Raw genomic sequence first — 22494 nt, 5'->3', positions numbered from 1 at the left:
GGACTTTTTGCGAGGTGTGGTGGGCATCGAGATCGAGGACAAGTTCGACGTCTCCCCGGAGTTCACGCTGCCGGACCTGAGCGGTCTGGGCGACGTCGTAGGCCCGAAGAGTCACCAGCTCGTGGCTCTCTACTTCGACACCGCCGACCTGCGGCTGGCCGCCCGGGGTATCACGCTCAGACGCAGGCGGGGCGGCGACGACGCGGGCTGGCACCTGAAGCTGCCCAAGGCCAAGGGTGTGCGCCAGGAGATCCACCACCCCCTCACCCGCAGCGCCAAGATCGTGCCCGCCGAGCTGGCCGAGCTCGTCCGCGCCTACACCCGTGGCGCCGAGCTCGAACTGGTCGCCGAGCTGGAAACGCGCAGGAACGTGACCGTCCTGCTCGACGGCGACACCAGGCTGGTGGAGGTCGCCGACGACCGGGTCAAGGGCACCGTGTACGGGGCCGAGACCACGATCGTCCGCTGGCGCGAGGTCGAGGCGGAGCTGCTCGAAGGCGGCACCGCGAAACTGCTGGCCAAGGTGGGCAAGCGCCTCAGGAAGGCCGGCGCCGTACCGTCACAGGCCACCAGCAAGCTCGCCAAACTCCTCGAACCCGCTCCGCCGCCCACCGCCCCCACCGAACCGGGCACGGCGGGCGAGGTCGTCGTCGCCTACCTGGCGTCGCAGGTGAACGCCCTGCTCTCACAGGACCCGCGGGTGCGCAGGGCCGAGGACGACGCGGTGCACCAGATGCGCGTGGCGGCCCGCAGGCTGCGCAGCGCGCTCAGGGCGTTCAAGAAGGTCGTGACCGGCACCGATCACGTCCAGGACGAGCTGCGCCGGCTCGGCACGGTGCTCGGCGAGGCGCGTGACCTGGAGGTGATCAGGGCCAGGTTCGCCAAGCTGCTCGACGGGCTGGCGCCGGAGCTGGTCGCGGGCCCGATCAGGACCCGGCTCGGCGCCGATCTGCACGAACGCGAGCAGGAGGCGTACGGCCGCATCAGGGAGGAGCTCAGCGGCGAGCGCTACTACCTGCTGCTCGACGCGCTCGATCAGCTCGTGTCGGCCCCGTCCTTGGGCAAGGCCGCGGCCAGGCCCGCGCGGGACGAGCTGCGCGCCATCGCCGTGGCCGGCTGGGAGCGGGTGACGAAGCGGTACGACGCCGCCCAGGCCATCGACGACCCCGAGCGCCGCGCCCTGGCCATGCACGACGTACGCAAGGCGGCCAAACGCGCTCGATACACCGCCGAAGCGCTCAAGCCGAGCATCGGCGGCGGCATGGGCAGGCTCGCCAAGCTGGCCGAGGGCGTCCAGGAGATCCTGGGCCTGCACCAGGACGGTGTGGTCGCGCAGGAGACCCTGCTCCAGGAGGCGGAGCGCGCGCGGCAGGCGGGCGAGGACACGTTCACGTACGGCCTGCTGATCGGCATCGAACGCGGCAAGGCGGAACGTGCTGACGCCGAGTTCCCCGAGGTGTGGGCCGAGACCGTGAAGGCGGTCGGCAAGCTGCTGTGACGGATCCCGCGCCGGGCGGGACGCTGCTTCAGTTCACGCCGGACTGCAGGTCCGGCTCAGGGCCGTCGTGGTCCGACGGCAGGTGGTCGCGAGAGCCCGCGACGGCGGCGATGGCCTGCTCCACCTGCTGGTGGATGGCCAGGGCCCAGTGCACGCAGGTGAGTTCCAGCAGCCGCATGGGCGTGCGCTGGACGGACGCCAGATGGAGCTGGGCGCCGTGCTGCTGGGTGTAGTCGTGCAGCCGCAGCAGCACCATCAGACCGGCGCAGTCCATGAAAGGCATGGCGCCGAGGTCGAGCAGCACATGGTCACCTGGATGACAGTTGTTCATGATGTACGTTTCGAGCTGGTGAGCGTTGGTCGCGTCCACCTCCCCGCGGACGATGATGAGCACGCCGCCCGGCAGGGGCCGGGCTTCCAGAATGAGCCCCACCATGCAGACCTCCACCATTCGGCGGGCCGACACGCTGGCCGGTGGCCGGAAAGTCTCGGCCCGAGCGCTCGGCTGCCTTGAATGGTGAGACTTTCCGTTGCCATTTGTCAGCAGTCGGAATGGTTACAGTACCGCCACGATACGTTACTCATGGTTGTCGATAAGTGACAGACGCAATTGCACCAGAGTGAGGCCGGGCCGCAGGTCGATATTCAGCTCGTCACACGCCTGCCGCATCACCCAGAGCCGAGCACTATGGGCGTCCGACCAGGAGGGCTGCTCGGGTATGGACTCCTCAGGCGGCAGTCCGTGCTCGTCGATGACCTGCACGGTGAGGGAATGGTGATCCTGCCAGGCGTGCACGCTGCCCCGCCCGGCGCCTTTGTCGAGCACATGGAGCACCGCCTCGTGGACCGCGATCACCAGGTCGTCCACACGGCGTGCCGCCAGTCCCGCCTGCCGGCCGACGGCCCGCAGACGGGCGCGCAACGTTTCCAGGTCACTGTCGATCGGCGCGTGGAGCAAGTGCTTACTCACGTACCCACCCGACCATCCATCGCCGTGAACGCACCCGGCACGTGTTCGCCGGAGCCAGGTACGGCTACCCACTTCTGACAGGCGTTCACAAAACCGGAAATGGACGTTTCCTGTCAATCGCAGGCGCTTGGTCCGGCGGGAATTTGTGCAGGGCTTCTCCAGGCCGGGAGGGTTCCTGCCGTCGTCATTACGGCTCGTCTCCATTGATGTCGCGTCTGAAACGGCGAAGACCGCAATAGAGGACGAATTCGCTGCAAAATGCATCAGATCGCGTAGCGCCGCACCATCGCTCAGGCCTCGTAGCGTTCCACGCTGACGACCTGGCCGCCGGCCCGGTGCAGGACGGCGAGGGCTCCCTTGCGCAGGTGCACGTCCTTGCCGCTCAACGCCTCGATCAGGGCGGGCAGCACCTTGCCGTGACTGCACACGGCCGCGGGCCCCGAGAGGCGCCCGACCAGTTCCGGCGTCTTGTCCGGGTCCTGGCTCTCCTCGCTGAGCAGCGGGTCGGTCTTGAGCGAGGCCCCGATCGCGGCCGCGTACGGCTCCAGCGTCTGTACGCAGCGCAGGCTGGGCGAGCTCAGCAGTGTCTCGGGGCGGTAGGCGGGCAGGGCCGTGGCCAGGGTCGCCGCTTGCGAACCGCCGTCGGCGTCGAGCGGACGCGCGGCGTCGTCGCCCTGCCACTCGCTCCTGGAGCCGGCCGAGCCGTGCCGGACCAGGACGAGGGGCACGGTCTCCAGCGGCGCGGCCCGCAACGCGCGCAGCAGCCCGGCGTCCCACTCGTACGTCAGCAGCCGCCTGGCCTCCTCCACCGGCAGCCAGCGCAACTCGTCCACCTCGTCGCCCGGCTCGAAGCCGTCGTCAGCGACCGTTCGCGCCACCCAGTAGTCGACCCGCTTGAGCCGCCCCATGGTCATGTAGTGGACCGGCGGCAGCGCGCGGCCGAGCAGGACGGTCAGGCCGGTCTCCTCGCGGACCTCGCGCAACGCGGCGGCGATCTCGTGCTCGCCCGGCTTCAGCTTGCCCTTGGGGAGGGTCCAGTCGTCGTAGGCGGGCCGGTGGATGACGGCCACCTCGGGGCGGTTCTGCTCGCCCCGCCAGACCACGGCTCCGGCGGCCCGGAGCGGGTCGGTCATCATCACTCTCTCCCTGTGACGCGAGGCAGGTCAGTCGTCAACGGTCCTCCAGCGGCGGGTGCCGATGAGGTGACTCTGCAGGTCCTCGCCAGGATGGCGGTTCCAGGTGCCGTCGGAGTTGAGCCACCACGCGTTGGTGGTCTCGGCCATGGCCAGGTCCATCAGCTCCATGAGGTACGCCTTGTGCTGCGGCGCCGTGACCTTGACCAGGGCCTCGACGCGGCGGTCGAGGTTGCGGCGCATCAGGTCGGCGCTGCCGATCCACACCTCGGGCCGGCGCCCGAGGCCGAACTCGTAGACGCGCGAGTGCTCCAGGAAGCGCCCCAGGATCGACCGTACGCGGATCGTCTCCGACAAATCGGGAATGCCCGGACGGAGTGTGCAGATGCCGCGTACCCACAGATCCACCGGAACGCCCGCCCTGGAGGCCCGGTAGAGAGCGTCGATGATCGGCTCGTCCACCAGCGAGTTCGTCTTGATCCTGATCCGCGCGGGACGCCCGGCCTGCTGGTGGGTGATCTCCCGCTCGATCCTGGCCAGCAGCCCGGCACGCATGGAGTGGGGCGCGACCAGCAGGCGGCGGTAGGCGGAGTGGTGGGAATAACCGGTCAGGTGGATGAACAGGTCGGTCACGTCCTCGCCGACCAGAGGATCGGCCGTGAGCAGGCCGAAGTCCTCGTACTGGCGGGCGGTCTTGGGGTTGTAGTTGCCGGTGCCGATGTGGCAGTAGCGGCGCAGCTCGCCCGAGGGCTCCTGACGTACGACGAGGGCGAGCTTGCAGTGGGTCTTGAGCCCGACCACCCCGTAGACGACGTGGCAGCCGGCCCGCTCCAGCTTGCGCGCCCAGGTGATGTTGGCCCGCTCGTCGAAGCGGGCCTTGATCTCGACGACGACCACGACCTGCTTGCCGGCCTCGGCCGCGTCGACCAGGGCGTCCACGATGGGGGAGTCGCCGCTGGTGCGGTAGAGGGTGTGCTTGATCGCCAGAACTCGCGGGTCGGCCGCGGCGGTCTCGATGAAGTGCTGGACGCTGGTGGCGAACGAGTCGTACGGGTGGTGCAGCAGCACGTCCCGCTCGCGCAGGATCGAGAAGACGTCGTCCTCGGCGTTGATGACCTCGGCCGGCACGAACGGCCGGTAGCTCAGCTCGCCCCGGTCGAGGTCGGCGATGGCGTGCAGGCCCGACAGGTCGAGCGGCCCAGGCAGCCGGTAGATCTCGTGCGAGGCCAGCTCCAGCTCCTCGACCAGCGGCGCGAGCACCTCGGGGGTGATCGTGTCCTCGACCTCCAGGCGCACGGGCGGGCCGAAGCGCCGCTTCAGCAGCTCCTTCTCCAGGGCCTGCATGAGGTTCTCGGTGACGTCCTCGTCGACGTCGAGGTCCTCGTTCCTGGTGACGCGGAAGACGTGGTGCTGGAGGATCTCCATGCCCTTGAAGAGCTGTCCGAGATGAGCGGCGATGACGTCTTCGAGTGGGACGAAGCGGTCTTTGGACGCCGGGACGAACCGGGGGAGCTGCGAGGGGACCTTGACCCGGGCGAACACCGTGTGGTCGGTCGCCGGGTTGCGCACGAGGACGGCCAGATTCAGGCTGAGCCCGGAGATGTAGGGAAACGGGTGGGCGGGATCGACGGCCAGCGGCGTCAGCACGGGCCTGATCCGCTCCCTGAAGAGTTTGCGCAGCTCGGTGCGCTCCTCGCGGCCGAGGTTGTCCCACCGGACGACCTCGATGCCCTCGGTGGCCAGCTGGGGGCAGATCTGCTGGTGGAAGGCGGCCGCGTGCCGCCTGGCCAGCCGGTCGGCGACGGCCGCGATCCTGACCAGTTCTTCGCGGGGCTTGAGCCCGCTCCTTGTCCGCAGCAGCAGGCCGGTCGCCATGCGCCGTTTCAGCCCGGCCACCCTGACCCGGAAGAACTCGTCCAGGTTGCTGGCGAAGATGGCGAGGAAGCGCACCCGTTCGAGGAGGGGGAGTGAGGGATCTTCGGCCAGGTCGAGGACGCGTTCGTTGAACTGGAGCCAGCTCTCCTCACGGTTGAGAAACCGCTCCTGTGGCAGGGGCAGGTCGTTGGCAGCTCCGACCGGTTCTGCGGACATATGGCGTATATTGCCCCGTTTGCTGGAACAGAACGTTAACGTCGCCTAAACGGCTCAACCTGGAAGGTCGGCCCAGCTCAACCCCATCGTCACCCGGTACGCCCCGAGTGTTCAAGACTCACTCAGGATGATCTACCTGTTCGAGACGCGCGGCCCGTTCGGCCAGCCTGGCCTCCCGCTGGCGGATCTTCTCCTCCCGCTCGCGGGCCTTCTCGGCCTCCTTGAGCAGCCGCTCGCGTTCCTTCTCCGCCTCCTTCAGCAGGCGCTCACGCTCCTTCAGCTCGCGCACCCTGGCCTTCTCGGCCTCCTTGAGCTCGCGCTGGCGCTGCTTCTCGGCCTCCTTGAACTCCTTCTCCCTGGCCTTCTCGAACTCGCGCAGCTCCTTCTCCCCGCTCGCCCGCGGCTTGGGCGGCTGGCCCTGGCCGCGGCTGCCCGTGACGGTGATCGACGGAGTGGGGTTGAGCCCGGTCAGGCCGTTCCAGGCCAGGTTGACCAGGTGGGCGGCGACCTCCTCGCGGCCCGGCTTGCGCACGTCGAGCCACCACTGGCCGGTCAGCGCCACCATGCCGACCAGCATCTGGGCGTACATCGGGGCCAGCTTGGGGTCGTAGCCGCGGCCCGCGAACTCGTCGGCCAGCACGTCCTCCACCTGGCTGGCGATCTCGCTGATCAGGCTCGCGAACGTGCCCGTGCCGGAGGCCGCGTGGGAGTCGCGGACCAGGATGCGGAAGCCCTCGCTGCTCTCCTCGATGTAGCGGAGCAGGGCCAGCGCGGCCCGTTCCAGCTTGATCAGGGCGTGGGAGGCGGAGAGGGCTTCGGTGATCATGCCGAGCAGCTTCTGCATCTCGCGGTCGACGACGACGGCGTAGACGCCTTCCTTACCGCCGAAATGTTCGTACACCACGGGTTTCGACACCTGTGCGGTAGCGGCGATCTCCTCGATAGAGGTCCCGTCGAACCCCTTCTCCGCGAAGAGCGTGCGGCTGATGCTGATCAGCTGCTCTCTTCGCTCTGCACCGGACATGCGCCTGCGGGATCGGGGTTCGGTCACGGTACCCATAATGACGGCCACGCTTCCGTGGCCGCCCATCGGATCTTGGGCAGGGTCAGGCAACGCGCTTCGCCGCCAGGCGCTCAGCCGTCGGCCAGCGCACGTCGTACACCCAGCCCAGCTTCTCGAAGATCCTGATCAGGCCGGCACTCAGGTCGATCTGGCCCTTGAGCACGCCGTGCCTGGCGCAGGTCGGGTCGGAGTGGTGCAGGTTGTGCCACGACTCGCCGAAGGAGGGGATGGCCAGCCACCACACGTTGCGCGACTTGTCGCGGACCTGGAAGTCCTCCTCGCCGAAGACGTGGCAGATCGAGTTGATCGACCAGGTCACGTGGTGCAGCAGGCCGATGCGGATGATCGAGCCCCAGAACAGCGCGGTCAGGCCGCCCTGCCAGGACCAGGTGAGCAGCAGGCCGAGCACGCCGGGCAGCAGGATCGAGGTGAGCGCCATGGCGCCGAACCACTTGTGCATCTTCAGCACGTCGTCGTCCCGGCACAGGTCGGGGGCGTACTTCTCCCTGTTGGTGCGCTCGCTCTCGAACAGCCAGCCCATGTGGGCGTAGAGCAGGCCCTTGGCCATGTTCTTGAAGCCAGGGCCGAAGCGCCACGGCGAGTGCGGGTCGCCCTCCTTGTCGGAGAACTTGTGGTGCTTGCGGTGCGTGGCCACCCAGTCGAGCACGGACATCTCCAGCGACAGGGTGCCGGCGATGCCCAGCGCGATCTTCAGCGGCCGCTTGGCCTTGAACGAGCCGTGCGTGAAGTAGCGGTGCAGCCCCACCGTGACGCCGAGTCCGGAGACCACGTAGAAGACGAACGCGATGGCGATGTCCGTCCAGCCGAGCCCCCATCCCCACGCGAACGGCACGGCCGCGGCGAGCGCGACGATGGGCAGCCCGACGACCAGTCCGAAGGTGACGAGCTCGGACTTGGACTTCGGTTCCGCTTCGAACTCCGGTTTCGGGGAAGGGGCTGAACGCTCGGCGATAACGGTCACTGGCGACCTCCAACGACGTGTATGTGGATGTATGTCCAGGCTACGCCACCGTAACCTACGCCAGCGTAAGTTAGGAAGACCTAAGTTGGGAATATCGGGAAGATGACGGCGCTTCCGGCAAGGTGCGTGGGGTTCGTGGCTTGCGCCGTTTCGGACGGTCTGTTATAAGGACGCCCACTCCGAAACCCCTGTCAGCAGGGCGGATGCGCCGCGTTGCGCGGGCGGAGGCTATTACGGGCGCGCGCCAGGCCGCGGGGTCGGTATCGTAGGGGGGTGTCGGACATCACGTGTTCGGCCCGTCCCGGATCGTCTAATCGGCAGGACAAGTGGTTTTGGTCCACTTTGTAGGGGTTCGAGTCCTCTTCCGGGAGCTTTGAGGTGTTCCCCCCGCGAAATCTCCGGAGTGGGGCCAGGTATCCTCACGGTGTCGGGAGGGTAGCGGTGCGGTAGACGTACCGCACAGCCCTGATCCTTCCAGCCACAGGAGCCTCAGTCCGTGAGTGTGCCGCGCCCGGCAGCCGTGATCGTCCTCGCCGCGGGCGAGGGCACCCGGATGAAGAGCCAGACCCCGAAAGTCCTCCACGAGGTGTGCGGCCGAGCACTGGTCGACCACATGCTCTCCGCCGCCCGCGACCTCGACCCCGAGCGGCTCATCGTGGTCATCGGCCACGCCCTTGAGCAGGTCGGCGGCCACCTCGCCGCCAGCAGCCCCGACGCCCGCGCGGTCGTCCAGCGCGAGCAGCGCGGCACCGGCCACGCCGTCCGCACCGTGCTCGAAGAGGTCGGCACGATCTCCGGCACCGTCCTGGTCACCTACGGCGACGTGCCGCTCCTGCGCACCCAGACCCTGGCCGGGCTGCTCGAACGGCACGCCGCCGAGGGCAACGCGGTCACCGTGCTGACGGCCGAGGTGCCCGACCCGACCGGCTACGGGCGGATCATCCGCGACGACGCCGGCGCCGTCCTGGAGATCGTCGAGGAGAAGGACGCCGATCCGGAGCAGCGCGCCATCAGGGAGATGAACTCCGGCATCTACGCCTTCGACGGCCTGCTGCTCGCCGACGCCGTCAAGCGCGTGTCCACCGACAACGCCCAGGGCGAGGAATACCTCACCGACGTCCTGTCCATCCTGCGCCGCGACGGCCACCGGGTCGGCGCCTGCGTGGCCGCCGACTTCGTCGAGGTCGAGGGCGTCAACGACCGCGTGCAGCTGGCCGCCGTCCGCAAGGTGCTCAACCGGCGCCTGCTGGAGGCCCACATGCGGGCCGGGGTCACGATCGTCGACCCCGACTCCACCTGGATCGACGTCGGGGTGAAGATCGGCCCCGACGCGGTCGTCCACCCCGCCACCCAGCTCCACGGCGCCACGGTCATCGAGTCCGGCGCCGAGGTCGGCCCCGCGACCACGCTGACCGACACGTTCGTCGGCGAGGGCGCCGTGGTCCGCAACGCGGTCTGCGACCACGCCGAGATCGGCCCGGAGGCCAACGTCGGTCCCTACGCCTACCTGCGCCCCGGCACCGTGCTGGGTCACAGGTCCAAGGCCGGGACCTTCGTCGAGATGAAGAACACCAAGGTCGGCCAGCGCTCCAAGGTGCCGCACCTGTCCTACGCGGGAGACGCCACCATCGGCGACGACGTCAACATCGGCGCCTCCACCGTCTTCGTCAACTACGACGGGGTCGACAAGCACCACACCACCGTGCGCGACGGCGCGTTCGTCGGCTGCGACACCATGCTCGTCGCCCCGGTGACCGTCGGCGACGGCGCCTACACGGCGGCGGGCTCGACCATCACCGACGACGTCCCCCCTGGCGCCATCGGCGTGGCCCGCGCACGGCAGCGCAACATCGAGAAATGGGTCTTGCGCAGGCGCGCGGGCACGAAGTCGGCCGCGGCCGCCGAGCGGGCGCTGGCCGGGCAAGATCAGGAGAAAGAGCAGTGACCAGCATCAAGCAGCCCGGTGAGAAGAACCTCATGCTCTTCTCAGGGCGGGCACACCCAAAGCTGGCCGACGAGGTCGCCGAGCACGTCGGCGTCTCCCTCACCCCCACCAAACTCATCGACTTCGCCAACGGCGAGATCTACGCCCGCTATCTGGAGTCCGTACGCGGCTGCGACGCGTTCGTCATCCAGAGCCACACCGGGCCGATCAACAAGTGGATCATGGAACAGCTCATCATGGTCGACGCGCTCAAGCGGGCCTCCGCCAAGCGCATCACCGTGGTCATGCCGTTCTTCGGCTACGCCCGCCAGGACAAGAAGGGCCGCGGCCGCGAGCCCATCACGGCCCGGCTGATGGCCGACCTGTTCAAGACCGCGGGCGCCGACCGGCTCATGTCGATCGACCTGCACACCTCCCAGATCCAGGGCTTCTTCGACGGCCCGGTCGACCACCTGTTCGCCATGCCGGTGCTGGAGAGCTACCTCAAGAACAAGCTCGACCTGGAGAACACCACCGTCGTCTCGCCCGACACCGGCCGGGTGCGCCTGTCGGAGCGCTGGGCCGACACGCTGGGCACGCCGCTGGCGTTCATCCACAAGCGCCGCGACCTCGACGTGGCCAACTCGGTCAAGGTCAGCGAGGTCGTCGGCAAGGTGCGCGGCCGCACCTGCGTCCTCATCGACGACATGATCGACACCGCCGGCACCATCTGCAAGGCCGCCGACGCCCTCTACGACCAGGGCGCCACCAACGTGATCGTGGCCGCCACCCACGCGGTCTTCTCCGACCCCGCCGTCGACCGGCTGAAGAACTCCCGGATCTCCGAGGTCATCGTCACCAACACGCTGCCGCTGGCCGAGAGCGCCAAGTTCGACAAGCTCACCGTGCTGTCCATCGCGCCGCTCATCGCCCGCGCGATCACCGAGGTGTTCCAGGACGGTTCGGTCACGAGCTTGTTCGAGGGCGACACGTGAGCCGGTAGACTGAACAGGTTGCGCTCGTAACGCCTCCCGCTAGGGCGGGTCAGGGAGAGCGCCGCACCAGCCGCCTACCGCATCCCTAGGAGATGTCGTGTCTGAAGTTCGCATCGCCGCCGAGCCGCGCACCGCGTTCGGCAAGGGCGCCGCCCGCAAGATCCGCCGCGCCGACAAGGTGCCCGCCGTTCTCTACGGGCACGGCATCGACCCCAAGCACCTGACCCTGCCGGGCCACGAGGTGCTGCTCGCGCTGCGCACGCCCAACGTGCTGATCCGCCTCAAGGGTGAGGGCGTCGACGAGCTCGCGCTGCCCAAGGGTGTCCAGCGCGACCCGATCAAGGGCTTCGTCGAGCACGTCGACCTGCTCCTGGTCCGGCGCGGCGAGAAGGTCACGGTCGAGATCCCGGTCACCACGACCGGCGACGTCAACTCCGAGGGCCTGCTCGACCAGCAGCTCGTCTCCATCGCCGTGGAGGCCGAGGCCACCCACATCCCGACCGGCGTCGAGGTCGACGTCGAGGGCCTCACGGTCGGCACCGTGGTCACCGCCGCTCAGCTCAAGCTGCCGCAGGGCAGCACGCTGACCGCCGACCCCGAGACCGTGATCCTCCAGGTCATCAACAGGCCGATCGAGGCTCCCGCCGAGGGTGAGGAAGGCGGCGAAGAGGCCGCCGAGGGCGAGTCCGCGCAGGCCGCCGACACCGAGTAAGCGCCGGGTTCGATCGTGGACGGGGCGGCCGCATTCGAGCCGTCCCGTTCCGCTGTGAGGGGAGCGCATGGATCGCTGGTTGATCGCCGGACTGGGTAACCCAGGGCCCGAATACGCGGGCAACCGGCACAACGCGGGCTTCATGGTGCTGGACGAGCTGGCCGCCAGAGCCGGCGGGCGGATGAAGGCCCACAAGAGCAGGGCCGAGGTGTGCGAGACGAGCGCCGCGATCCTGGCCAAGCCCCTGACGTACATGAACCTGTCCGGCGGGCCCGTCAAGGCGCTCTGCGACTTCTACAAGATCGGCCCCGAGCGGCTGGTCGTCGTCCACGACGAGCTCGACGTGCCCTACGGCGCGCTGCGGGCCAAGCTGGGCGGCGGCGACAACGGCCACAACGGCCTCAAGTCGATCACCAAGGTGCTCGGCACCCGCGACTACCTGCGCGTCCGCTTCGGCATCGGGCGCCCGCCCGGCCGCATGGACCCGGCCTCGTTCGTGCTCAGAGACTTCGCCACCATGGAGCGCAAGGACCTGCCCTTCCTGGTCGACCGGGCCGCCGACGTGGTGGAGTCGCTGATGACCCGCGGCCTGGAAGCCACACAGAACGACTTCCACCGGGCTGATCTGCACATATCCGGCCCTCCTCGCTGATCCCCGCATAGAGCCGTTCGCCGGATCGCGGCCTTACGCACGGCTACGATCGGTGACTGTCCGTTCAGGAGAGGTTGGTCACCTGGAGGCAGGCGTGCGCGGTGATGGGGTCATGGCCGTCGTCAGGACGGGTCATGAGCTCGGCTGGGGAGACCGGCCGCGCACGCTCTCCTGGGTCCGCTCCTACCGGCTGATGGCCGTGGCGGGAGACCTGTGCGGGGCGGCGATCGGGGCCGGGGCCGCCTTCTCGGTCAGATTCGGCGGGATCACGCCTTACGTGCTGCCGTACCTGCTGGTCAGCATGGTGCTGCCGGGGGTGTGGTGCTGCGCGGTGGCGCTCAACCGGGCGTACGAGCCGCGCATGCTCGGCGTCGGCTCCGAGGAGTTCCGCCGGATCGTGCAGACCGGCGTGGCGCTGGTGGCCGGCACGGCCATCGGCTCCTACGTGACCAAGACCGACGTCGCCCGCGGCTACGTCGTGCTGGCCCTGCCCCTGGTCACGCTGTTCACCCTCGTCTTCAGGTACGCCCTGCGCCGCTCGCTGCACCGCCGCAGGGCCGCGGGCGCGTGCATGCGCAAGGTGGTCGCGGCCGGGCACGAGTCCTCGATCGAGGAGCTGATCCGGCTCTTCCGCCGCGAACACCACCACGGCATGGACGTGGTCGCCGCCTGCCTGCCCGGCGGGCACGTGGGGCAGCGGGTGGCGGACGTCCCGGTCGCGGGCGACCTCACCGACGTGCCGATCGTGGTGGAGCAGTACGACGCCGACACCGTGGCCGTGCTGGCCTGCCCCGAGATGGACGGCCAGGCGCTGCGCCGGCTGGCCTGGAGGCTGGAGCGCACCCGCACCGAGCTGGTCGTCGCCCCGGCGCTGATGGACGTGGCCGGGCCGCGCACCATGATCAGGCCCATCGCCGGCATGCCGCTGCTGCACGTCGATCACCCCGAGCTGGCCGGGGTCAGGCAACTGGTGAAGAACGTCTTCGACCGGCTGGTGGCCGCCGCCCTGCTGGTGCTGCTGGCCCCGGCGCTGGCCGGGCTGGCCGCGGCCGTGCGCATGACCAGCCCTGGGCCCGCGCTGTTCCGGCAGACCCGGGTGGGCAGGGACGGCCGGCTGTTCACGATCGTGAAGTTCCGCACGATGCGCCGCGGGGCCGAGCAGCAGAAGGTGACCCTGGTCAGCGACCGCGACGGGCTGCTGTTCAAGCTGCGCAACGACCCCCGGGTCACGCCGCTCGGCTCGCTGATGCGCCGCCACTCGCTCGACGAGCTGCCCCAGCTGCTCAACGTCGTCCGCGGCCACATGTCGCTCGTGGGCCCCCGGCCGCCGCTGCCGGAGGAGGTGGCGCGCTACGGTGACGACGTGCGCAGACGACTCCTCGTACGCCCTGGGCTGACCGGGCTGTGGCAGGTCAGTGGCAGATCTGACCTATCGTGGGAGGAATCCGTACGTCTGGACCTGCGTTACGTCGAGAACTGGTCCCTCACCCTGGACCTACAGATCCTGTGGAAGACTTGGTCGGCCGTCGCCCGCGGGCAAGGAGCATATTGATGACGATTCGCGACGACCACGCCCTCGCCGCCGATCTGGCGAACGAGGCGGGCGAGCGGCTGCTGCGGATCCGCGAGCGCATGGGCTACGGTGACGCGGCCGCGCTGCGGGCGGAGGGCGACCGGGCCTCCCACGTCTACCTCATGGAGTCCCTCGCCCGGCTGCGGCCCAGCGACAGCGTGCTGTCGGAGGAGGCCACGCGCGAGGAGCGGCTCGATCCGCGCCGGCTGAGCGCCGAGCGGGTCTGGATCGTCGATCCCCTGGACGGCACGCGCGAGTTCTCCGAGCGGCTGACCGAGGACGACGAGGTGGGCCGGGCCGACTGGGCGGTCCACGTGGCGCTGTGGGAGCGGGGCAGGCTGGCCGCCGGCGCCGTGGCGCTGCCCGCCCAGGGCCGCACCCTGACCACCGCCGAGCCGCCGAAGCCGCCCGCCTTCGAGAAGGGCCGCTTCCGCATCGCCGTGAGCCGCACCAGGCCGCCCGAGTTCGTGCGCAAGCTGGCCTACCTCGTCGGGGCCGACCTCGTGCCCATCGGCTCGGCCGGCGCGAAGATCTCGGCCGTGCTCACCGGAGAGGTCGAGGCGTACGTACACGCCGGTGGCCAGTACGAGTGGGATTCGGCAGCTCCGGTCGCCGTCGCCCAGGCCGCCGGGGCTCACGCGAGCCGGATCGACGGCTCCGAGCTGACCTACAACCAAGCCGACCCATCACTACCGGATATCCTGGTTTCCCTACCGGAGCTGGCGACATCCCTGCTCGCCGGCATCCGGGACCTGCACCGCTGAACCGCCGGAGGAAAGCTCCCATGCTCCAGCGCGACTACACGACGTCGCAGCTCGACGTGCTCGAAGCAGAGGCCATCCACATCATGCGCGAAGTGGCGGCCGAGTTCGAGCGTCCGTGTCTGCTCTTCTCCGGAGGCAAGGACTCGATCGTGATGCTCCGCATCGCGGAGAAGGCCTTCTGGCCCGCGCCGATCCCGTTCCCGCTCATGCACGTCGACACCGGCCACAACTTCGACGAGGTCATCGAGTTCCGCGACCGCCGCTCGGCCGAGCTGGGCGCGCGGCTGATCGTGGCCAGCGTGCAGGACTCCATCGACCAGGGCCGGGTCGTGGAGGACACCGGGCGGCGCGCCTCGCGCAACCGCCTGCAGACCACCACGCTGCTCGACGCGATCGAGGAGCACGAGTTCGACGCGGTGTTCGGCGGCGCGCGGCGCGACGAGGAGAAGGCCAGGGCCAAGGAGCGGGTGTTCTCCTTCCGCGACGACTTCGGGCAGTGGGATCCGAAGAACCAGCGCCCCGAGCTGTGGAACCTCTACAACTCGCGCATCCGCAAGGGCGAGCACATCCGCGTCTTCCCGCTGTCCAACTGGACCGAGCTCGACGTCTGGGACTACATCAGGCGCGAGGGCATCGAGATCCCCTCCATCTACTTCGCCCACACCCGCAAGGTCTTCGAGCGCGACGGCATGCTGCTGCCCGACTCCGACGTCGTCCAGCGCGGCGACGACGAGCCGCTGTTCGAGTCGGTGGTGCGCTACCGCACGGTGGGCGACATGACCTGCACGGGCGCCGTGCAGTCCTCGGCCGCCACGGTGGAGGAGATCATCGAGGAGATCGCGGCCACCCGGATCACCGAGCGCGGCGCCACCAGGGCCGACGACCGCGCCTCCGAGGCCGCCATGGAGGACCGGAAACGCGAGGGCTACTTCTGATGGAACCGTCCGTACCAGTCACTCAGACGGCGTCTACTTTCGAAGGTCACAGCTAATGGACATCCTTCGCTTTGCCACGGCGGGAAGCGTCGACGACGGCAAGTCCACCCTCATCGGACGGTTGCTCTTCGACTCCAAGGCGATCTTCGAGGACCAGCTCGAAGCCGTCGAACGCACCTCGCGCGACCGCGGCACCGAATACACCGACCTGTCGCTGCTGACCGACGGCCTGCGGGCCGAGCGGGAGCAGGGCATCACGATCGACGTGGCGTACCGCTATTTCGCGACGCCGCGCCGCAAGTTCATCATCGCCGACACGCCCGGCCACATCCAGTACACGAGGAACATGGTCACCGGCGCCTCCACGGCCGACCTGGCGATCATCCTCATCGACGCGCGCAAGGGCGTGCTGGAGCAGTCGCGCAGGCACGCGTTCCTGACCTCGCTGCTGCGCGTCCCGCACCTGGTGCTGGCCGTCAACAAGATGGACCTGGTCGGCTACTCGCGTGAGCGCTTCGAGGAGATCAGGGAGGAGTTCACGGCGTTCGCGTCCAAGCTGAACGTCACCGACCTGACCTTCATCCCGATCTCCGCGCTCAACGGCGACAACGTGGTCTCCCGTTCGGAGAACATGCCCTGGTACCTCGGCACCTCGCTGCTGCACCACCTGGAGAACGTGCACATCGCCTCCGACCGCAACCTGGTCGACGTGCGCTTCCCCGTCCAGTACGTGATCCGCCCGCAGCGGGCCACCGACCACGCCTTCCACGACTACCGCGGCTACGCGGGCCAGGTGGCCGGCGGCGTGCTCAAGCCCGGTGACGAGGTCGTCCACCTGCCCTCGGGCCTGACCACGCGGATCGCCTCCATCGACACCTTCGACGGGCCGGTGGAGGAGGCGTTCCCGCCCATGTCGGTGACGCTGCGCTTCGAGGACGACCTCGACATCTCGCGCGGCGACATGATCGCCAGGCCCAACAACCAGCCGCAGGTCGCCCAGGAGTTGCAGGCGATGGTCTGCTGGATGGCCGACGGGGTCAAGCTGACGCCGCGCTCGAAGCTGACGATCAAGCACACGACCCGTACGGCCCGCGCCATGGTGCGTGACCTGCACTACCGGCTCGACGTCAACACCCTGCACAGGGACGAGGAGGCCACCTCGCTCGGCCTCAACGAGATCGGGCGCGTGTCGCTGCGGGTGACGCAGCCGATGTTCGTGGACGACTATGCCCGCAACCGGCTGACCGGCGGTTTCATCCTCGTGGACGAGGCCACGAACGGCACCGTCGGCGCCGGCATGATCATGGACGCCAGCTAGGTAGATCTTTTGGGGTTCCCTTACCCGCCGATTACTCTGCGCGCTAGGGTCGTCGCGTTCGGTAGTTGACGACGCGAAGGCCCTGCCCCGTGACAGACAGCACGCACGCCCAGGTGATCTACCTGGGCGGCCTCGGACGCAGCGGCACCACGCTGCTGGAGCGGCTCCTCGGTGAGCTTCCCGGCGTGGTGGCGCTCGGCGAGGTGGTGCATCTGTGGGAGCGCGGGGTTCTCGCGGAAGAGCTCTGCGGGTGCGGTGCGTCCTTCCCTTCGTGTCCATTTTGGCGCTTCGTGGGGGAGCGCGCCTTTGGTGGCTGGACGCGAGGGGCGGCAGAACGGATCCTGAGATTGAGAGCTAGGATCGACCGCACCCGCAGAATCCCCCGGATCGGCCATCCCGATCTGGCCGAATACGTGCGGGCGTACCGGCAGCTCTACGACGCGACCGGCGCGCCGGTCGTCGTCGACTCCAGCAAGCACGCCTCGCTGGCCCGCTGCCTGATCGCCGGCGGGGTCGACCTGAAGATCGTGCACGTGGTGCGCGACCCGCGCGCGGTGGCCCACTCCTGGAGCAGGACCGTGCGGCGGCCCGAGGACGGGCGGCCGATGACCCGCTGGAGCCCGGCCCGCACCGCCGTCCACTGGACGGCGCAGAACGCCGCGCTCTCGCTCCTGCCCATGCGCAGGGCCCGCGTGACCAGGATCCGGTACGAGGACCTGGTCGCCGCGCCCGGCGACACCCTGCGGGCGCTGGCGTTCCAGCTCGGGCTGCCCGAGCCCGAGCTGCCCTTCCTGCACGGACGCACCGCCTGGCTCGGCCACTCCCACACGGTGTCGGGCAATCCGATGCGCTTCCACGTGGGGCAGATCGTGCTGTGCCACGACGACATGTGGCGGGCGCGGCTGCCCGAGGCGGACCGGCGCGTGGTCAGCGCCCTCACGTGGCCGCTGCGGGCGCGTTACGGGTATCGGGGGGCGGCGTGACGCCCTCGGTGGGGGTGATCGTCCCGACCCGGGGCGACCGCCCGGGGCCGTTGCGCGAGGCCGTGGCGGGGGTGCTCGGCCAGGAGCACGCCGGGCGGCTCGACGTGGTCGTGGTGGCGGACGGCGTCAGTGCCCTTGAGGTGACGAGGCAACTGGCCGGGCTGCCGGGCGTGCACGTGGCCGGGCAATCGGACGAGTTGTCGGCCGGGCAATCGGACGAGCCGTCGGCCGGGCTGCTGGACGAGCGGTTGGCTGAGCGATCGGGCGGGCGACCCGCTGGGCAGCGGGGCGGGGCGGAGCGGACGGTGCGTGTTCTGCGCAACACGCGCACCCCTGGCCTTCCCGGCGCGCGTAACAGCGGGATCGACGCCTGCGACACCGGGCTGATCGCCTTCTGCGACGACGATGACGTGTGGCTGCCCGGCAAGCTCACCGCCCAGATCCGCGCCCTGCGTGACGGCGACGGCGAGTTCGCCAGCTGCGGCATCGAGGTGGAGCACCGCGGCCATCGCGTGGCCCGCCTCGCCGGTGTCTCCTCCGTGACCGCGGCCGACCTGATCCGGTCGCGGATGGTGATGGTGCACTCGTCGACCTTTCTGTTCCGGCGCGGCGAGCTCCGGCCCGACGAGAGCGCCCCCGAAGGACAGAACGAAGACTGGGACCTGGCGCTACGCGCCGCCAAGCGGCGGCCGCTCGTCCACATCGACCGGCCGCTTGTGCTCGTGCGCTGGGCCGGGTCCCACTACGCCGCCCGGTGGGCGGACCGCATCGCCGGGCTGGAGTGGATGCTCGCCCGGCATCCGGAACTGGCCGTGGACCCGTGCGGCGCGGCACGGGTCTACGGTCAGCTGGCGTTCGGCCACGCCGCCCTCGGGCGACGGCGCGCGGCCGTCCGCTGGGCCGCCCGCGCCTTCACGACCCGGCCCCGCGAGCCACGCGCCCCGATCGAGCTCGCGGTGGCGGCCGGGCTCGTCTCCGCGCCCACGGTGCTGTCGGCCCTGCACACCCGCGGACACGGCATTTGATCCCGTCGCAGGACGACGCGCCGCGGGGGAGCGGTGAGGCGTCGCGGCGGAGGACTGGTGACGGGCGGGTGGTCGTGGGTGGCGTGGGGGTGGATGCGTTGACGGAGGCGGAGGTCGTTGCGCGGGTGGCCGCGGCTCTGGAGGTCGGCCGGGGCGGGCGGATTGTCACCCCGAATGTGGACATCTGCCGGGCCGTCGCCGCCGACCCCAAGCTGCAGCGGCTGGTGTGCTCGGCCGAGCTCGTCGTCCCCGACGGGATGCCGTTGGTGTGGGCCGCCAGGCTGCTCGGCACGCCGGTGCCGGAACGGGTCACGGGGGCCGATCTCATCTGGTCGCTGAGCGGGCTCGCCGCCCGCCGTGGCTGGCCCGTCTACCTGCTCGGCGGCCCGCCCGGCGTGGCCAGGAAGGCGGCCGGCGCACTCAGGCGGCGCCACTCCGGGTTACGGGTGTGCGGGGTCGACGCGCCGCCCTACCGCTTCGACGCCACCCCCGAAGGGATCGACCGCGCCCGCCGCAAGGTGGTCGCCGCCCGGCCCAGGATCGTCTTCGTCGGCCTCGGCTTCCCTCGCCAGGACCGGCTCATCGCCTCCCTGCGGGACGAGCTGCCGCAGGCGTGGTTCGTGGGCTGCGGGGCGGCCATCGCCTTCGCCGCGGGCACTGTGGCCAGGGCCCCTGAGTGGTTGCGGCGGGCCGGGCTGGAGTGGGCGTTCCGGCTCCTCACCGAGCCGGGGCGGCTGGCGCGTCGCTACCTGATCGACGACCTGCCGTTCGCGGCGGGCCTGCTCGCCGGCTGCCTGACCGTCCGCCTCAGAAGCGGCCTCCGCGCACTTAGGCACCCTCGTCATCGCCTCACGCTGGGCCGCCGCCGCCCGGAGCGACTCAGCTCGCCGTAGCGGAGTCAGGTCCCCGTCAGGGTGCGGACGCGGGTGGCCTGGTCCGGGGTGAGGCCGCGGGGGCCCTCCGACAGGGCGCGGCGGGAGTTCATCGGGCGGTAGGCCGTACGCGACAAACCCGACCAGGCGAAGCCGGACTTCGCGCCCTCGCCCGCCTCGTGGCAGCAGGCTCTCGTGATGCGGCGTTCGGCGGCGGGGGTCCAGGGCAGCCCGGCGTACGCGTACAGGTGCCGGAAGGCGGGCACCGGGTCGGCGGCCAGCGACTCGTACGACGTGACCAGGATGCCCGGCGTGCGCTCCAGGATCGCCCGGGTCACCCGCCACAGCGCCGCCGCCTTGGCCAGCCGGTCCTGGGAGCCGACGAGCGCCCGCAGCTCCAGCAACTCGGGATGGTCGCGGACGAGCAGCGGCTGTTCGAGCAGCTCGTGGAAGTACACCGTCCAGCCCAGCCGCTCCCAGCTGGCCACGAACGACACCGGATCCCGCACGAGGGCGATGACCCGGCAGCCGAGCCGGCGCGCGAACCAGCCCGCGCTCAGCACCGCGAACGGGTCGTCGAGCAGCGCCCGCCGCCCGGCCAGGCGGCCGAGGGCGAAGGCGGTGCCGTAGCGGAGCAGGCGCGCCAGATCGTACGGGGACCGGTTCGCGCGCAGCTCGGCCAGCCACCGGTACCGCAGGGCCGCCGTGTCGCGGAAGGCGGGCAGCCAGAGGTCGGAGTTGTCGTCGCAGATGTACTGGAACCGGTGAGTGACCTGGGCGGACAGCACCCCGGGGCAGCGGCCGGGAGGGTGCTGGGGGTTGAGCGGCTCGTTGACGTAGACCAGGTCGCCGCCGGCGGCGAGCATCTTGCCCGTCCAGCTCGTCCCGCTCCGCGGCAGCCCCGTCACCAGCACTGTCATGCCGCCGCCCAGCCGCGTACGCGCAGGGCCGCGCGGGTGTGGCGGCCGAAGGGGTGCAGCCCGTAGCGGCGGTGCAGTTGCCACAGGGGGAGCAGGTTCTTCACCAGCACGCCTGCCGACCAGCCGGCCACCGCTCCGAGCGCCCCGTGGGCGGGGACCAGCGCCAGGTCGAGCAGCACGGTGCAGCCGACGGCGGCCAGCAGGTTGAGCAGGCTCGTGCCGGTATGCCCGGCGGCGGTCAGGACGACGTCCACCATCCCGCAGGCGGTGGCCACCATCATCGTCCCGGCCAGCACCAGCGCCACGGGCACGGCGGAGCCGTACGACGGCCCGAACAGCCGCAGCATCCACGGAGCCAGCCCGGCGTAGGCCAGCCACACCGGCCAGGTGAGCAGCACCAGCCAGACGGTGGCCGCCTGGTACAGCTCCCCGGCCCGCTCCCGCTCGCCCGCGGCCAGCGCCCTGACCAGCCCCGTCTGCACCGCCTGCGCCAGCCCCTGGTTGGCCAGCTGCCCGACCACCTTGAACCGGGTCGCGGCCGTGTAGACGGCGGCCGGCGCGGGCCCGGCGAGCACGGCCACGACGACGATGTCCATCCGCTGGAACACCGCCTGGATGGCGCTGGCGGCCGAGCGCGGCGGGCCCTAGCGCCACAGGTCCCGCCCGGTCCCCGGCAGGTACGCCGTGCGCGGCGCCCGCCCCCGCAGCCCGGCCGCGGCCAGCACCAGCGCGGGCAGGTACGGAGCCCCCCACGCCACCGGCAGCCACGAGGCCGGCGTCCCGGCCAGCGCCGAAGCGGCCACCAGCACGAGCTGGCAGGCCGGCACCAGCATCCCGTCCAGCAGCACGGTGGGCCGCAGCGACCCGAACCCCCGGGTGGCGGCCAGCAGCACGTCCACCACCACCATGACGGGCAGCAGCGCGGCCAGCGGCCCGATGCGCGGGTACAGCACGACCGCCGCCCCCGCCGCCACCAGCACGCAGGGCACGAGCGCCGCCCGCAGGTAGCCGGAGATGCCGCGATAGCCGTACGTCCTGGCTCGCGCGATGAAGTAGATGAGCCCGTTGCCCGCGTCCAGCTTGGCGACGCCCGCCACCATGAGCGCGAGCGCGGTCGCGGTGAAGAAGCCGCCGGCCTCGGCCGCCGGATACGCCCTGGTCACCACCACCACGAGGACGAACTGGGCGAGCGCGCTGATGGCGGCCCCGCTGACCCCGGCCAGCCCCCTGCGGAAGGTCACCGCCGCCACGAGGGCTCACCGCCCAGCCATCGCGTCAGCCGCGCGTCGTAAGGTTCGAAGCGCTCCCGCAAGGTCCGGGCGAGCTCCTTCGGCACCCGGCGCGGCAGCGAGCGCCCGTTGTGCCGCTCGAACACCGGATAGCCCACGTGCGGCACCCGCAGGAACTCCAGCACCCGATCGTAGGCCGCCTCGGGATCGGTGAAGAAGCGGTGGCTGTCGAGCACGAGGATGCGCTGGTGGCCGATCAGCGGCTCCAGCCGGTCGAGCTGGTCGGCGTAGCGGCCCCTGGCCAGGTAGGCGTGGTGGCGGTGGGAGTGGTGCAGCGCGTACGGGGACTGCCTGAGCAGGTCGTCGGCCCCGGCCAGGCGCTCGGCCTCCAGCTCCAGGGCGCGCTCGAAGTGCGACTCCGTCTCGAAGCCCCTGGCCAGCTCGTGGGCGTGGGCGGAGCAGGCCCGTTCGACCGGGTCGCGGACCAGCACGATCAGCTTGACGCCGGGCAGGTCGGCGGCGATACGCTCGCCGGCCAGCGGGTGGAACAGGTAGTAGGGGGAGGACTCGTAGGCGTGGGCTCGGCTGCCGTACCGGTGGCCGAGCAGAGCCGCGCTCATCCGCAGCGGGAAGTGCGACTGGTACCAGTTCAGGCCGTGCTCGTAGCCGACGTCGAAGTAGTGCACCCCCTTGCGCAGCACCGGCTTGAGCAGCAGCGGATGCTGGGCCAGGGCCCGGTAGAGCGACGTGGTGCCGCACCGCTGCGCGCCCGTGATCAGGAACGACGGCAGCAGGCGGGCGCCGGAGGTGATCCGGCCGGTGGCCAGCGACAGTGACAGCACCGATCGCTTCATG

At 70.4% G+C, this 22494-nt stretch carries 20 protein-coding genes, 1 tRNA gene and 2 pseudogenes; 13 read left to right on the top strand and 10 right to left on the bottom strand.

What is annotated here, in order from left to right; all coding sequences use genetic code 11:
- Positions 1-19: 19 nt before the first annotated feature.
- Positions 20-1498 (top strand): CYTH and CHAD domain-containing protein, encoded by a 1479-nt coding sequence (locus tag ABFX54_RS26010; protein WP_346108882.1) that lies wholly within the window; start codon positions 20-22, stop codon positions 1496-1498.
- A gap of 28 nt (positions 1499-1526) precedes the next feature.
- Here the strand turns inward: ABFX54_RS26010 and ABFX54_RS26005 are convergent, their stop codons facing one another.
- The 6 genes from ABFX54_RS26005 to ABFX54_RS25980 form a co-directional block, all read right to left on the bottom strand.
- On the bottom strand, positions 1527-1934 hold the full coding sequence (locus ABFX54_RS26005; protein WP_346108880.1) for an STAS domain-containing protein: 408 nt from the start codon (positions 1932-1934) through the stop codon (positions 1527-1529).
- A 141-nt stretch (positions 1935-2075) separates the two neighbouring features.
- Positions 2076-2468 carry an ATP-binding protein gene (locus ABFX54_RS26000; RefSeq protein WP_346108878.1) on the bottom strand — a complete coding sequence of 131 codons (393 nt, stop codon included), beginning with the start codon at positions 2466-2468 and terminating at the stop codon, positions 2076-2078.
- 290 nt (positions 2469-2758) lie between these two features.
- Complete coding sequence (locus tag ABFX54_RS25995; protein ID WP_346108876.1) at positions 2759-3604, bottom strand: NUDIX hydrolase; 846 nt, start codon at positions 3602-3604, stop codon at positions 2759-2761.
- Between the two features lie 27 nt (positions 3605-3631).
- Positions 3632-5692, bottom strand: coding sequence for an RNA degradosome polyphosphate kinase (locus tag ABFX54_RS25990; protein ID WP_346108874.1), 2061 nt, complete (start codon positions 5690-5692; stop codon positions 3632-3634).
- Between the two features lie 118 nt (positions 5693-5810).
- Positions 5811-6743 (bottom strand): TetR/AcrR family transcriptional regulator, encoded by a 933-nt coding sequence (locus ABFX54_RS25985; protein WP_428834568.1) that lies wholly within the window; start codon positions 6741-6743, stop codon positions 5811-5813.
- 55 nt (positions 6744-6798) lie between these two features.
- A complete protein-coding gene (locus ABFX54_RS25980) occupies positions 6799-7737 on the bottom strand; it encodes an acyl-CoA desaturase (protein WP_346108870.1) in 939 nt (312 codons plus the stop codon).
- A gap of 299 nt (positions 7738-8036) precedes the next feature.
- Here ABFX54_RS25980 and ABFX54_RS25975 point away from each other — a divergent pair.
- The 12 genes and pseudogenes from ABFX54_RS25975 to ABFX54_RS25920 all read left to right on the top strand — a co-directional run bounded on the left by ABFX54_RS25975 (position 8037) and on the right by ABFX54_RS25920 (position 19511).
- Positions 8037-8108 (top strand) — tRNA-Gln (locus tag ABFX54_RS25975).
- A 125-nt stretch (positions 8109-8233) separates the two neighbouring features.
- Complete coding sequence (glmU, locus tag ABFX54_RS25970) at positions 8234-9682, top strand: bifunctional UDP-N-acetylglucosamine diphosphorylase/glucosamine-1-phosphate N-acetyltransferase GlmU (RefSeq protein WP_346108868.1); 1449 nt, start codon at positions 8234-8236, stop codon at positions 9680-9682.
- On the top strand, positions 9679-10656 hold the full coding sequence (locus ABFX54_RS25965; protein WP_346108867.1) for a ribose-phosphate diphosphokinase: 978 nt from the start codon (positions 9679-9681) through the stop codon (positions 10654-10656). Before glmU ends, ABFX54_RS25965 begins: the two co-directional genes overlap by 4 nt.
- Positions 10657-10753: 97 nt before the next feature.
- The gene (locus ABFX54_RS25960) at positions 10754-11368 is read left to right on the top strand and encodes a 50S ribosomal protein L25/general stress protein Ctc (RefSeq protein ID WP_346108865.1); all 615 of its coding nucleotides are present in this window, start codon (positions 10754-10756) and stop codon (positions 11366-11368) included.
- Positions 11369-11435: 67 nt separating this feature from the next.
- Positions 11436-12020: an aminoacyl-tRNA hydrolase gene (gene pth / locus ABFX54_RS25955; protein ID WP_346108863.1), complete on the top strand. Its 585-nt coding sequence runs from the start codon at positions 11436-11438 to the stop codon at positions 12018-12020.
- A 112-nt stretch (positions 12021-12132) separates the two neighbouring features.
- Positions 12133-13572, top strand: a complete 1440-nt coding sequence (locus ABFX54_RS25950; RefSeq protein WP_428834571.1) for a sugar transferase — start codon at positions 12133-12135, stop codon at positions 13570-13572.
- A complete protein-coding gene (locus ABFX54_RS25945; RefSeq protein ID WP_346108861.1) occupies positions 13572-14357 on the top strand; it encodes a 3'(2'),5'-bisphosphate nucleotidase CysQ in 786 nt (261 codons plus the stop codon). Before ABFX54_RS25950 ends, ABFX54_RS25945 begins: the two co-directional genes overlap by 1 nt.
- A gap of 20 nt (positions 14358-14377) precedes the next feature.
- The gene (cysD, locus tag ABFX54_RS25940; protein ID WP_346108859.1) at positions 14378-15292 is read left to right on the top strand and encodes a sulfate adenylyltransferase subunit CysD; all 915 of its coding nucleotides are present in this window, start codon (positions 14378-14380) and stop codon (positions 15290-15292) included.
- A pseudogene (gene cysN / locus ABFX54_RS25935) lies at positions 15240-16610 on the top strand (sulfate adenylyltransferase subunit CysN); the annotation flags it as partial. The gene cysD and the pseudogene cysN, both read left to right, overlap by 53 nt.
- An 89-nt stretch (positions 16611-16699) precedes the next feature.
- Positions 16700-17593, top strand: a complete 894-nt coding sequence (locus ABFX54_RS25930; protein WP_346108857.1) for a sulfotransferase — start codon at positions 16700-16702, stop codon at positions 17591-17593.
- Complete coding sequence (locus ABFX54_RS25925; protein ID WP_346108856.1) at positions 17590-18618, top strand: glycosyltransferase family 2 protein; 1029 nt, start codon at positions 17590-17592, stop codon at positions 18616-18618. The genes ABFX54_RS25930 and ABFX54_RS25925 overlap by 4 nt, the downstream gene beginning before the upstream one ends.
- A gap of 89 nt (positions 18619-18707) precedes the next feature.
- A complete protein-coding gene (locus ABFX54_RS25920) occupies positions 18708-19511 on the top strand; it encodes a WecB/TagA/CpsF family glycosyltransferase (RefSeq protein WP_346108854.1) in 804 nt (267 codons plus the stop codon).
- Positions 19512-19516: 5 nt separating this feature from the next.
- Here the strand turns inward: ABFX54_RS25920 and ABFX54_RS25915 are convergent, their stop codons facing one another.
- The 4 genes and pseudogenes from ABFX54_RS25915 to ABFX54_RS25900 all read right to left on the bottom strand — a co-directional run bounded on the left by ABFX54_RS25915 (position 19517) and on the right by ABFX54_RS25900 (position 22493).
- Positions 19517-20410 carry a sulfotransferase gene (locus ABFX54_RS25915; RefSeq protein WP_346108852.1) on the bottom strand — a complete coding sequence of 298 codons (894 nt, stop codon included), beginning with the start codon at positions 20408-20410 and terminating at the stop codon, positions 19517-19519.
- Positions 20407-21030 (bottom strand): annotated as a pseudogene (locus ABFX54_RS25910) (lipopolysaccharide biosynthesis protein); the annotation flags it as partial. The gene ABFX54_RS25915 and the pseudogene ABFX54_RS25910, both read right to left, overlap by 4 nt.
- A gap of 24 nt (positions 21031-21054) precedes the next feature.
- Positions 21055-21660, bottom strand: a complete 606-nt coding sequence (locus ABFX54_RS25905) for a hypothetical protein (RefSeq protein WP_346108850.1) — start codon at positions 21658-21660, stop codon at positions 21055-21057.
- Entirely contained in the window at positions 21648-22493 is an 846-nt protein-coding gene (locus ABFX54_RS25900; protein ID WP_346108926.1) for a sulfotransferase domain-containing protein, read from the bottom strand. Before ABFX54_RS25900 ends, ABFX54_RS25905 begins: the two co-directional genes overlap by 13 nt.
- Position 22494 lies beyond the last annotated feature (1 nt).

This window comes from Nonomuraea maheshkhaliensis (assembly GCF_039529435.1).
Lineage (GTDB): Bacteria > Actinomycetota > Actinomycetes > Streptosporangiales > Streptosporangiaceae > Nonomuraea > Nonomuraea maheshkhaliensis.
Note: the sequence above shows the minus strand (reverse complement) of the source record. Positions and strands in the feature narration are given on the sequence as shown.